Source organism: Streptomyces sp. NPDC054765, from assembly GCF_053612065.1.
Window position 1 is genome coordinate 38232 of sequence record NZ_JBSHBP010000043.1, and the last position, 11757, is coordinate 49988.

The 11757-nt window shown below is 73.7% G+C and carries 9 protein-coding genes and 1 riboswitch; of the genes, 5 read left to right on the forward strand and 4 right to left on the reverse strand.

Going from position 1 to position 11757, the window contains the following annotated elements; translation table 11 throughout:
* Positions 1–37 precede the first annotated feature (37 nt).
* Positions 38–1642 carry a cobyric acid synthase gene (locus ACWGJY_RS25040; RefSeq protein ID WP_453263079.1) on the reverse strand — a complete coding sequence of 535 codons (1605 nt, stop codon included), beginning with the start codon at positions 1640–1642 and terminating at the stop codon, positions 38–40.
* A gap of 133 nt (positions 1643–1775) precedes the next feature.
* A complete protein-coding gene (locus tag ACWGJY_RS25045; protein WP_453263080.1) occupies positions 1776–2771 on the reverse strand; it encodes a cobalamin biosynthesis protein in 996 nt (331 codons plus the stop codon).
* A 163-nt stretch (positions 2772–2934) separates the two neighbouring features.
* A riboswitch (cobalamin riboswitch) is annotated at positions 2935–3083 on the reverse strand.
* 205 nt (positions 3084–3288) lie between these two features.
* Between ACWGJY_RS25045 and ACWGJY_RS25050 the strand changes: the two genes are divergently transcribed.
* Genes ACWGJY_RS25050 through ACWGJY_RS25060 form a run of 3 tightly spaced genes read left to right on the forward strand, consistent with a single transcriptional unit; the run spans position 3289 to position 7756 of the window.
* Positions 3289–3732 carry a hypothetical protein gene (locus ACWGJY_RS25050; protein WP_453263081.1) on the forward strand — a complete coding sequence of 148 codons (444 nt, stop codon included), beginning with the start codon at positions 3289–3291 and terminating at the stop codon, positions 3730–3732.
* Between the two features lie 5 nt (positions 3733–3737).
* Positions 3738–6368 (forward strand): caspase family protein, encoded by a 2631-nt coding sequence (locus ACWGJY_RS25055; RefSeq protein ID WP_453263082.1) that lies wholly within the window; start codon positions 3738–3740, stop codon positions 6366–6368.
* Positions 6365–7756 (forward strand): extracellular solute-binding protein, encoded by a 1392-nt coding sequence (locus ACWGJY_RS25060; RefSeq protein WP_453263083.1) that lies wholly within the window; start codon positions 6365–6367, stop codon positions 7754–7756. The genes ACWGJY_RS25055 and ACWGJY_RS25060 overlap by 4 nt, the downstream gene beginning before the upstream one ends.
* 64 nt (positions 7757–7820) lie before the next feature.
* On the opposite strand, the gene ACWGJY_RS25065 is transcribed toward ACWGJY_RS25060, so the two are convergent.
* Positions 7821–8051, reverse strand: a complete 231-nt coding sequence (locus ACWGJY_RS25065; protein ID WP_453263084.1) for a hypothetical protein — start codon at positions 8049–8051, stop codon at positions 7821–7823.
* A gap of 32 nt (positions 8052–8083) precedes the next feature.
* The gene (locus ACWGJY_RS25070; protein ID WP_453263085.1) at positions 8084–9391 is read right to left on the reverse strand and encodes an anion permease; all 1308 of its coding nucleotides are present in this window, start codon (positions 9389–9391) and stop codon (positions 8084–8086) included.
* 388 nt (positions 9392–9779) lie between these two features.
* Between ACWGJY_RS25070 and ACWGJY_RS25075 the strand changes: the two genes are divergently transcribed.
* Complete coding sequence (locus tag ACWGJY_RS25075) at positions 9780–10433, forward strand: class II aldolase/adducin family protein (protein WP_453263086.1); 654 nt, start codon at positions 9780–9782, stop codon at positions 10431–10433.
* A gap of 103 nt (positions 10434–10536) precedes the next feature.
* On the forward strand, positions 10537–11664 hold the full coding sequence (locus ACWGJY_RS25080) for a hypothetical protein (protein WP_453263087.1): 1128 nt from the start codon (positions 10537–10539) through the stop codon (positions 11662–11664).
* The last annotated feature ends 93 nt before the right edge of the window (positions 11665–11757 follow it).

Below are 11757 nucleotides of genomic sequence, written 5' to 3' on the forward strand. Positions count from 1 at the left end.
CCGCGCTCGCGGGGGTGATGTCGTGCCTTCGGGGCCCTCATGGCGCCCCCGGAGGCACGAACGGCAGCCCCTCCGGTACCCCCTGCTCGATCAGCCGCAGCAGCGCGCCGGTGTCGGCGTGCTCCTCGATCAGATCGCCGAGCCGGTCCAGCTGCTCTTCGCGCAGGGCGGCGAAGCTGGTGCCGGGGGCGGGGACGAACGCCCGGCCCGCGTCCGCCGCGACCCGCCGCAGGAAGGCCCGCCGGAAGCCGTCGCTCTCCAGCGAACCGTGCCAGTGCGTGCCCCATACGGAGCCGGACCGGCACCCGTCCAGGCTGCGCCCTTGGCCGTCGGACATGAACGCCTCGTCCCCGCCGGTCACTTCGGCGACCCCGTGGTGGATCTCGTAGCCCGCCACCGGCTCGCCCAGTGCCTCGCCGACCGGCCGGGCCAAGGTCTTCTCCGCCGCGAACCGCACCCGTACGGGCAGCAGCCCCAGCCCGTCGACCGCGCCCGCCTTCGACTCGATGTCGTCCTCGATGCGCTCGCCCAGCATCTGGAAACCGCCGCAGATGCCCAGCACCGGGCGGCCCTCGGCGGCCCGCCGGGCGACCGCGTCCGCGAGCCCGCGCTCGCGCAGCCACTGCAGCGCCCGGACCGTGCCCCGGGTCCCCGGCAGCACCACCAGGTCCGCGTCGGCCAGCTCCTCGGCCCGGTCCACGAACCGCACCACCACACCCGGTTCCGCGGCCAGCGCATCCACGTCCGTGAAGTTCGACATCAGCGGTACGGCGGCGACCGCCACCCGCAGCACCTCGGCGCCGTGCGGCGGGGCCACCACGCTCTCGCGCACCGCGCCGCGCAGCGACACCCTCAGCCCGTCCTCCTCGTCGATGCCGAGCCCGTGGGAGAAGGGCAGCACACCGAGCGTTTGCCGCCCCGTGAGACCGCGCAGCATCTCCAGCCCCGGCTCCAGCAGCGACACATCGCCCCGGAACTTGTTGACCAGATAGCCCGCGAGAAGCGCCTGGTCCTCCTTGGACAGCAGCGCGGTGGTGCCGAAGAAGGAGGCGAACACACCGCCGCGGTCGATGTCGCCGACCACGACCACCGGGATCCGGGCGGCCCGTGCGAGGCCCATGTTCACGATGTCCGTACGCCGCAGATTGATCTCGGCGGGGCTGCCGGCGCCCTCACAGATCACTGCGTCGTACGTCCGCCGCAGCTCCTGGAGGCAGTCGGTGACCGTGCCGAGCAACTGCTCCCGGTGCCCCGCGTACTGCGTCTTCCCGGGGGACGGCCCCCCGGACCCCCCGAAGTACCCCCGGGCGCTGAGCTCGCCCACCGGCTTCCCCAGCAGCACCACCTGGCTGCTGCGGTCACTGCCCGGTTTGAGCAGGACGGGATTCATCAGCGCGGTCGGCTCCACCCGCGCCGCGGCGGCCTGCATCGCCTGGGCCCGCCCGATCTCCGCGCCCTCACGCGTGACGAACGAATTCAGCGACATGTTCTGCGCCTTGAACGGCGCCACCCGCACGCCCTGGCGGGCCAGCCAGCGGCAGATCCCCGCCGTCACCACGCTCTTGCCGGCGTCGGACGTCGTACCGGCCACCAACAGGCCACCGCCGACGGCCCCGCCTGATGCCTTCCACCGCCCGTTCACCGGGTCCTCCTCCTGCGCCGGGACCCCGGCCGTTGTGAGCCGTACGCGCCGCTGCCACCACGGCCCGGCGCGTCACCGCACCCGCCCGCCCCCCGAAGCGGGGCGGGCAGCGGGGAAAAAACGGTCTGCGGCGTCATGCCCGGCCCGCCTTGCGCCCCCGGGCCACCGCTGCCCGCACCGCGCCGGCCACCGGCCGCGCCGCCACCGTCGTCACCAGCGCCAGCACGCTCACCCGCCGCGAGAGCCGCACCGCCCGCTCGATGTCGGCCACCGCGACCGGCGGCGCCCCGTCGTTGAGCACCGGACGGTGTTCCACCCGCCCGCCGTACGCCAGCGTGCCGCCCAGCCGCACGCCCAGCGCGCCCGCGAACGACGCCTCCACCGGGCCCGCGTTGGGGCTGGGGTGCGCGCCGCCGTCCGCCTGCCAGGCCCGCAGCGCACCGCGCCGGCCGGGGCCCGCGAGCACGGTCAGCGCGGCGGTCAGCCGGGAGCCGGGCCAGCCGGCGACATCGTCAAGGCGGGCCGAGGCCCAGCCGAAACGGCGGTGGCGCGGCGACTTGTGCCCCACCATCGCGTCCAGGGTGTTCACCGCCCGGAACGCCACCAGGCCGGGCACCCCGCCCAGCGCGCCCCAGACCAGGGCGCCCACCACGGCGTCCGAGGTGTTCTCGGCGACCGACTCCACCACCGCGCGGGCCATCTGCGGCCCGTCCAGCGCCTGTGGATCGCGCCCGCACAGATGCGGCAGCCGCTCCCGTGCCACGTCCAGGTCACCCGCCGTCAGCGCACCGCCGACGGCCCGCGCCTCCCGGCCGAGCGAGGTGCCGCCCAGCACGGCCCAGACCGTCGCCGCGGTCAGCGCGATGTGGGCGCCGCCGCGCAGCGGAGCCGGGACGGCGGCCCGTACGGCGCGCTGCGCCAGCGCGGCACCGGCAGCGGCACCGCCGGCGCACAGCACGGCATGCACCGCCCCGTATCCGCGGTGATCGCGCCACAGCCGGCGCTCGACGGCGCCCGCGGCCCGGCCGAAGGCGGCCACCGGATGGCCGCGCCGTGGGTCCGCCGCGATCAGGTCGCCGAGAAAGCCGAGAGCCGCGCCGCACGCATATCCCGCGTGTTCGCCGCGCATCGGATCAGACCGCCGCTACGGCGTGTCCACCACGTCCTGCCCGGCCCGCGACGCCTCGAAGGGGCCCTGCGGCAGCGGGCAGTGGAACTCTTGAAAGGCGGCCGGGCATGGCGGTATGTCCTCACTCAGGGTCCGCGCCCTGGCTCGACGTGACGGCGACAAGAGTCTCCTGGCTCCCGGATCGGCGACTCCTCCGGCCTTCCAGTCCCTGCCTGCGCCGTCGGACGCAGGCGAGGCGGACCGTGGCCTTCGCTGGAGGAACGCTCCCCGGTGACAGTGGCGGGACCGCGCCGGATTCGCACCGGACTTCCTCAGCTGTCGCCGTATGGCCCGCGCAGTCCACCACGCCCCGCGAATGCCCGTCAACTCCCCCTTGACCTGCGACGCTGCCCTGTGGCACGGCCTGTGGTGCACGCCACAGCGTGGCAGCCGCGTCACAGACGGTTGCCCGCGCCCCTGATCCCGCGTCACTATCTGGTGCACGGCGGTGACGGGGCCGCCGGAAGGGGGCCGGGGGATGCCGCAGCGCGCTGACCGCCACGAGATCCGCATCAGGATCACGGGCACGAACAATCCTGACCAGGACATCGAGGACCTCAAGGCGTGGCTGGAGCGCGAGCCGTGGCTGGACCGGAGGCAGCACGACTGGGCGCTGCGGCCGCGGCCGGCGGACGAGGGCGACGACGGCCCCGGCGAGATGGCCGCCGGCGTCGACGATCTGATCCTGGTCATCGTCGGTGCGGTCGCCACCGAGATCACCAAGAGCCTGAGCATCGCCCTGCAGGAGTGGCTGCGACGACGCCGCGAGGAACGGGACACCGGCGAACGGCCCGCCGTCGCGGTCGGCGGCGGTGACGAGGACCTGCGCGCGCTCGGCGACGCGGGCCCGGACGCCCCGTCCCCCGAACACCCCGATCCCGGCAGTCCGGCGGACGGGAGCGGCAGCACCGCCGGGGACTGAGCCGGATGTCCGAATACGACGCACGGGGCAAGGGCAACCGGGCGCTGCTGATCTGTGTCGACGACTACCGCACCCTGCGCCCGCTCCCCGCGGTGAAGGACAACGCCCAGGCCCTGGAGCGGGCCCTGCTCGCCCCCGGCACCGATCTGTTCACCGAGGGCGAGGTCGTCATCTGCCGCCCCCAGGAGCCCTGGGAGGTGGAACAGGCGCTGGACACCGTCACCCAGGAGGCACGCGGGCTGCTGCTGGTGTACTTCTCCGGCCACGGGCGGGTGGGCCGCGACGGCGGCAATCTGCACCTCATGGTCGGTGCCTCGGAACGGCGTCACAAGACCGTCTCCTGGCAGGACATGGTGCTGTCCTATCTGGACAACGCGCGGGCCGACCGCATCGTGATCGTCCTGGAGTGCTGCTACGCCGGCAACGCGAGCGAGGCCTTCCACTCCTGCCGCAAGCCCACGTCGCTGCTGATGGCCGCGCAGCCCAACCGCCGTATCTTCAGCGGCGAGGAACCCGCCGGGGGCAGCGTCTTCACCCGTGCCGTGGCGCAGACCCTGGAGCGGGGCCTGCCCGGCAAGCGGTGCGTCACCTTCGAGGACCTCGTCCGGGAGCTGCGCGAGCGGCTGGCCGGCGAACGGACCCCGATGGGCGACGTGTGGGAGCCGCGCTCGGCCAAGCAGAACACCGTCGACGATGTCATCCTGTCCTTCGCCACCCCCGAGGCCCGGCCCCCGACCCCGCTGCGGATCCGCTTACGCCGCCGGCTGAAGTCGTACCTGCGGCACTGGCCCGGAATCCTGCTGGTCCTGGCGGTCGTCCTCGTACCGGCCACCACGGGCGTCGTCCTGCTGAACCTCCCGAACGCCGAAGCACCCTGCCCGCCCGCCCTCGAACTGCGGCTGCTCACCGCCCCCGAGGCCGAACCCGCGCTGCGCCAGGCGGCCTTCGACTACGAGATGTCCCAGGCCAACACCCGTCCGCTCCGCGGTGAGGGCGACCTCCCCGACGGCTGCCGGCGCGCCCAGATCACCGTCTACTCCGCCGCCAGGGACCAGATCGACCGGGGCTTCGCGGCCGCCGACCGCTGGCAGGGCGAGGCACGCGGCACCGGCCGGGGCCGGCCGGACGACCAGGGCACCGACCCCCTCTACCGGCCGGGACCGCAGCCCGACATCTGGATCCCGGAATCCACCGCCGACTACGACGAGGCCCGCCGCGGTATGCCCCTCAAGGGCTCCCCGGCCACGCTGCACTACGTGGCCCCGGTCGCCTACACCCCCCTCGTCGTCGGCATCCCGGCGCACCGGCGGCTGGACGACGTCGAACCGGCCGGCGCCTCCTGGCCGGAGCTGCTCACCGGGACCGACAGCGCCCACCAAGACCTCAGGCTCCTGCGGCCGAGCCCCGTACTGTCCGGCACCGGTCTGCTGCACACCGTCGGCCTCTACCTCGCCCACGACGGCCCGGACGCCGCCTCGCCGGGTGCGCCCGACCCCGCCCTCGCCCGGCAGGCCGAGGAGCGGCTCTCCGCCCCGGGCAGCCAGTACGCGGGCAGTACCGAACTGCTGTGTTCGCTGCGCCCCGACACGGACGCGGCCGGCTCCGTCGACCGGACGAAGTCCGCGCCGCTGGTGTCGGAGAAGTCCCTCGCCGACTACAACCTCGGCCACGCCATCGGCAGTTGCCCGGCCCTGGACTCCCCGCTCCCGCTGCGCGACCGGTACGTCGCCTACTACCCGCAGAACGTCCCCGCGCTCGACCACCCCCTGGTCCGCGTCGACTGGCACGGTGCCACGGACGCCACCCCGCGGCAGGCCGCCGTGGCCGGCTTCGCGCAATGGCTGCGCGCCCCGGACGGCGGCCGGCGCACCCTGAACGCACAGGGCTACCGCGGGGTGCGGGGCAGCGCCCCGGGACCGGGCTCCCCGCTGCTGGAGAGCCGCGCGGACGTCAGCCTCCTCGCCCCCACCGTTGCCTTCACCGCGGGTCCCGGCCAGGTGGCCCAGGTCCTGGACGGCTACGACAAGGCACAGCGCTCCAGCCAGGTGCTGATCCTGATGGACACCTCCACCTCCATGGCGGAGAGCGGCCGGCTCCCGATCGCCGTGAGCGCGGCCGGGCGCGCCCTGGAGCTGGCCGGCGCGCGCCACACCTATGGCCTGTGGACCTTCCCGGACCACGCGCACCCCCAGGACCGCTACGCGGTGCGCGAGCTCGTCCCGCCCGGCAGCGCCGACCCGGCCCGGGGCAAGGCCGCGCTGGACCGGATCGCGGGCAACCCGGACCGCGAACTGGTCGGCCACGGTGCCGCGATGGAGGAGGCACTGACCCGCGCCGTACAGAAGATGAAGACGTCCCCGGCCACCAACAAGGCCATCGTGCTCCTCCTCGACCAGGACGACGGGGCGGGCGGGCGCGCGGCGAGCGTGGACGGCACCCTCAGCACGCTCGTCAAGAAGGGGCCACCTGTGCCCATCCTGGCGCTGGTGATGGGCAAATCGGGCTGTGACACCTTCGCCCTCCGGCAACTGGCCGCCGCCTCCCTCGGCCAGTGCGTGCCCAGCGGCCCGCAGGCCGTCGACACGCTGGCCGGACGGATCGCCTCCATCGGCACGGCCACAAAGGGAGACCGATGACCGCCGCACGCACCGCCGGGCCCGCCGCGCCGGCCTGTCTGGCCCTGGTCCTGGCGGTGAGCGGCTGTACGCCGCAGGAGCAGACCCTCCCGGAGCGGGGCGCGATCGTCCTCGCCACCGGCAGCGATCTCAGCAGCTCCGGCATCCGCCAGGAACTGATCCGCGCCTGGGAGAAGGACAGCGGCCGCACGGTCCGGATCGTCAAGCTCCCGGACACCGCCGACGGCCAGCGCAGCCAGCTGCTGGCGGCCGGCCAGTCCGGCAACGGCGGCTACGACGTGCTCAACCTCGATGTCGCCTGGACCGCGGAGTTCGCCGAGGCCGGCCTCATCCGTCCCTGGGCCGCGAGCCTGGACGGCGACTTCCTCGACAGCGTGGCCAAGACGGTGGAGTACGGCGGCAAGGTGTGGGGCGTGCCCTTCAACACCGATGCCGGGCTGCTCTACTACCGCAAGGACATCCTCAAAAAGTTCGGCCGTGCGGTCCCGTCCGACTGGGACGAGCTGCGGAAGACGGCGCAGGACGTGGCGGGCGACTACAACCGCGAGGCCGTCCGGGACGCCAAGGGACACGACAAGAAGCCGCCGGTGATGTACGGCATGGTCGCCCAGCTGCGGCCCTACGAAGGGCTGACCGTCAACACCCTGGAGTCGGCCTGGGCCAACGGCGGCGACCCGGACGCCACCAGCTTCACCAAGGACGCACAGGTCGGCGCGCTCCAACAGGGCGTCACCGACCTCAAGGCCCGGCTCGACTCGATCATGCCGCACGAGGCCACCACGATGGACGAGACCGAGAGCCGCCGCTGGTTCGCCGACGGCCGCGCGCTGTTCATGCGCAACTGGCCCGTCGAGTACGCCTCGGTCGCCGGGAAGCTCACGCCCGGCGTGCAGTTCGACGTCACCCAGCTCCCGGCCCGCCGCAGCGACGGCAAACGGATGTCCGTACTGGGCGGGCAGAATCTCGCGATCTCGGCCGGCAGCAGGCGGCCGTCCGGCGCCCGGTCCCTGATCGAGGCACTGACCAGCCCGGACAGTGAACGCTGTCTGCTGGAGCGGGGGTTCGCGGCGACCCGGGAGACGGCGTACCGGGAGACGGCCGGGGCGCCGCACTGCCCGCCGTCGCCCGCCGGCGCGGAGCACGGCACCGCCGGCCGACCGGAGCCGCGGCCCGACACCCGCACCCTGCACGAGGCGTTGCTGGCGGCCGAACCGCGCCCGCGCAGCGCCCATTACCAGACCTTCAGCAAGGTCGTACAGCTCGGGGTGTCCGCCTACCTCAACGGCCCCGGCGGCACGGCCATTGCCGACCAGCTGGCCCGGGAGGCCGATGACGCGCTCGGCGGGCGGGGCGGACAACCGACGAGGCGCCCGGCGGACGACGGCTGATGCCGTGGTCCGCCGGACGCCTCGTCCCGTCCGTCGTCGCTGCCCGCTGCCGTCTCCGGCAGGCTCAGGCGGCGACGATCAGATAGATGCCATAGGCCACGGCCGCCGCGCACAGGGCGAAGGCGGCCACCGCACCGGCCCGCGCGCCCGGTGCGGCGACCGCGGCCACCGCACCTTCCTGCTGCGGCCTGCGGGACGTACCGACGATGCCGACGGTGAACAGGCCCACGATCCCGACCGTCACCACGAGGGTGACGCCGAAGACCTGGCCGAGAGCTGCCCAATCGATGGTCATGGGGTTCCTTGGGGTTCCTTAGGAGATGACAGCTAGCGGGAGACCGTCGCGGCCTTGGCACGCGGCGCCGGTGAAGCGGGGGGTGAAGCAGGGGGTGAAGCGGGGGCGTCGGTGCCGGACGCCGGGGCCGGGGCCTCGGCGGACTCCGGTGCGCCGGCCGCCGGAGCCGGCCGGCCCGCCGGGGGAGGCGAGACGGTGCGCAGCGCGGCGGTCACCACACCCACCGGCTCCGCGGCCGCGCCTTCGTTGACATTGGTGTGGTCGATCGGCTTGCGCCGGGAGGCGGCCCGGATCGCACCGCAGATGCCCAGCGCGAGGACGGCCACCGCCGCCACGCCCCAGTTGCCCTGGCCGGCGAGGAACGCGGCGCCCGCCGCGACCACACCGGCGGCCGGCAGCGTCAGGCCCCAGGCGAGAACCATCCGGCCGGCCGTGGACCAGCGCACCACGCCGCCCTTGCGGCCCAGTCCCGAGCCCATCACGGAACCGGAGCAGACCTGGGTGGTGGAGAGCGCGAAGCCGAGGTGGGAGGAGGCCAGGATGGTGGCCGCGGCGCCGGTCTGGGCGGCGAAGCCCTGCGGCGGCTGGATGTCGGTGATGCCCTTGCCCATGGTGCGGATGATCCGCCAGCCGCCCAGGTACGTACCGAGCGCGATGGCCAGACCGGCCGAGGCGATGACCCACAGCGGCGGGTCGGCGTGCGGGGCGACGACCCCGCCGGTGATCAGCGCGAGGGTGATCACGCCCATCGTCTTCTGGGCGTCGTTGGTGCCGTGGGCGAGGGAGACCAGGGCGGCGGAGGCGATCTGCCCCGCGCGGTAGCCCTTGGCGGTGTCCGCCTCGTCGCGGTTGCGGGTCAGCCGGTAGGTGAGCCGGGTCGCCGCCATCGCGGCCAGGCCGGCCACGAACGGCGCGGCCACCGCCGGGATCAGGACCTTCATGACCACGGCCTCGCCGTGCACCCCGTGGGTGCCGACGGACACCAGGGTCGCGCCGATCAGACCGCCGAACAGCGCGTGGGAGGAACTGGAGGGGAGCCCCGCGAGCCAGGTCAGCAGGTTCCAGACGATCGCGCCGACCAGGCCGGCGAAGATCACTTCAGGTCTGATGCCGGCGCCCTCGTCGATGATCCCGCCGGAGATGGTCTTGGCCACCTCCACGGACAGAAACGCACCGACGAGGTTGAGCACTGCCGACATCGCCACCGCGGTCTTGGGTCGCAATGCCCCGGTGGAAATGGTGGTGGCCATTGCGTTGGCCGTGTCGTGGAAGCCGTTCGTAAAGTCGAACACCAAGGCCGTGACGATCACGATCCCGATGAGAAGCGTGATGTGTTCCATTCACCCAGGCAATCAGTTCGAAGGTCAGTGTCGTTGGGACCGTACGGAGAGTGGATGAACGGAAAGTGAACTGGGACGGGCGCAATGGTGACACCCCCGCAGTGTTCACGCGGAGGCGTCTCTCGCGTCACTTCTGCCTCATCTGTTGGTGAACTTCCTGTGCTGCGCCGCCGAGCCGTGCCGGTGCTTCCGCGGGTGTGGCAGTTCCCGGGGATCAAGCACCACAAAGTGGTACACGGCAGTGTGTATCCGTCCCATCGGCATCAGTTGGGCAAATGGCCCTATAGGGCGGATGCCGAGGTGGCGGGCCCCGGCGTACGGTGCCCCGGTTTGCTCGTACGGTGTCGCGCACCGCATCCGCTTTTTGCCACACCGCGACGGAGGACCCATGAAGGACCACGCCGACCGCCTCGCCGAAGCCTGGGGCGAACTGGTCGCCACCGCCCGCCGAACCGTCGCCGACGGACTGGTGGTCGGCACCTCGGGCAATGTCTCGTGTCGTATCAAGGACCTGGTCCTGGTCACCCCCAGCGGCGTCCCCTACGACCGGCTCGGGCCCGGCGACACCACCGCGGTCGACCTCGAAGGGCGTCAGATCATCGGCGGACTCCGGCCGACCAGCGAACTCCCGATGCATCTGGCGGTCTACCGCAGCACCACGGCCACTGCCGTCGTCCACACCCACGCCCCGTACGCCACCGCCGTCTCCACCCTCGTTCCCGAACTCCCGCCGGTCCACTACATGACCGCGGCGCTCGGCGGCCCCGTGCGCGTCGCCCCCTACGCCCTGTACGGCAGCGACGAGCTGGCCGCGAACATGCTCGACGCGCTCCGCGACCGCACCGGCTGCCTGCTGCAGAACCACGGCACCCTCACCCACGGCGACAGCCTCGGCCAGGCCCTGGACCGCACCGCCCAGCTGGAGTGGATGTGCCGGGTCTGGCTCCTCGCGAGCTCCGTGCCGGGACACACCCCGAGCCTGCTGTCGGCCGGCCGGCTCGACGCCGCGGCCGCCCGGCTGCGGGGCTACGGCCAAGGCTGAGCGGCTGCCGGGGACGGCGGACGGGCACCCGGCCGCCGTCCCCCGGTCACCCGCCCGTCTCCGCCAAGTGGCCGCCCCCGGAAGCGCTGCGCACACTGGTGAGGTGCGCCTGGTTACCGCGGCGGCCGTGGCCGCCACCACCGTGATCGGTGCCGGGGCGGCCGCCGTGGCGGTCGGCCGGTACGCCGGCGGCATTGCCCTGAAACCGTCGCCCGACGACCCCTTCCCGGGCGACCCCCGGCTCACCGTGCACTCCGCCACCGAGAGCCGCATCGCCGTCACCCGCACTCTGGCGTCCCTGCGGCCCGGCACCTACGGGCTCACCGGCTCCGGCTGCCATGCGGTGATCGGCGACGTGATCCACGGCATCCCGCACCCCGCCGATGCGGTCGTACGCCGCCTGGTGCGGGTCACCCACGGCACCCTCAGACCCGGCAACCGGATGCGGCTCACCCCGCAGGTGCACCTCGGCAACCCCCGTGACGCCCTCGGTCTGGACTGCGCCGACATCGACGTCCCCGGAGAACTCGGCACCCTCCCGGCGTGGTTCCTCCCCGGCGTACGCGACACCTGGGTCATCACCGCACACGGACTGGGCACCACCCGCGAACACCCCATGGTGGTCATGCCGTTCCTGCACCGCCACCGGCTGCCCGTCCTCGATCTGGCCTACCGCAACGACATCGGCGCCCCGCGCACCGCCGACGGCATCAACCACCTCGGCGACACCGAGTGGCGCGACCTGGACGCCGCGATCCGTTACGCGGTCCGCTACGGCGCCCAGGACATCGTCCTCTACGGCTGGTCCACCGGCGCGGCCATGGCGCTGCGCGCCGCCGCCCACTCCGCGCTGCGCGCCCGGATCAGCGGCCTGGTCCTGGACTCCCCGGTCCTCGACCAGGGCGCCACCGTCCGCGCGCTGGCCGCCGCCCGGCGGATCCCGCGCGCCCTGCTGCCCCTGGCCGTACGCGCGGCCGAGGGCTCCACGGGAAGGCCCGTCGACCGGCCCGCCGCCACCGTCGACCCGGACGCGCTGAACGTCCCCATCCTGCTCTTCCACGGGCCCGACGACATGATCGCCCCCTGGACGGCCGCCCGCTCCCTCGCCGCCCGCCGCGCCGACCTGATCACCCTTCAGCCGGTCCCGCACGCACCGCACGCCGCGATGTGGAACGCCGACCCGCCGGGTTACGAAGAGGCGCTGCGGCGCTTCCTCACCCCACTCATGTAGCGGGGGCGCCCCGGCGGGGGCGCCGGCCCGCCCCCGCCGGACCGCCGGCGCCCCGCGGGGAGCCGCCGCCCCGATGACCCCCGGACGTACGGA

What these genes read in the sequence shown, in the direction of transcription:
- ACWGJY_RS25045 (WP_453263080.1), bottom strand. Translation starts at nt 2,771, where the DNA reads ATGCGCGGCGAACACGCGGGATATGCGTGCGGCGCGGCTCTCGGCTTT.
- ACWGJY_RS25075 (WP_453263086.1), top strand. Translation starts at nt 9,780, where the DNA reads ATGAAGGACCACGCCGACCGCCTCGCCGAAGCCTGGGGCGAACTGGTC.
- ACWGJY_RS25070 (WP_453263085.1), bottom strand. Translation starts at nt 9,391, where the DNA reads ATGGAACACATCACGCTTCTCATCGGGATCGTGATCGTCACGGCCTTG.
- ACWGJY_RS25050 (WP_453263081.1), top strand. Translation starts at nt 3,289, where the DNA reads ATGCCGCAGCGCGCTGACCGCCACGAGATCCGCATCAGGATCACGGGC.
- ACWGJY_RS25065 (WP_453263084.1), bottom strand. Translation starts at nt 8,051, where the DNA reads ATGACCATCGATTGGGCAGCTCTCGGCCAGGTCTTCGGCGTCACCCTC.
- ACWGJY_RS25060 (WP_453263083.1), top strand. Translation starts at nt 6,365, where the DNA reads ATGACCGCCGCACGCACCGCCGGGCCCGCCGCGCCGGCCTGTCTGGCC.
- ACWGJY_RS25055 (WP_453263082.1), top strand. Translation starts at nt 3,738, where the DNA reads ATGTCCGAATACGACGCACGGGGCAAGGGCAACCGGGCGCTGCTGATC.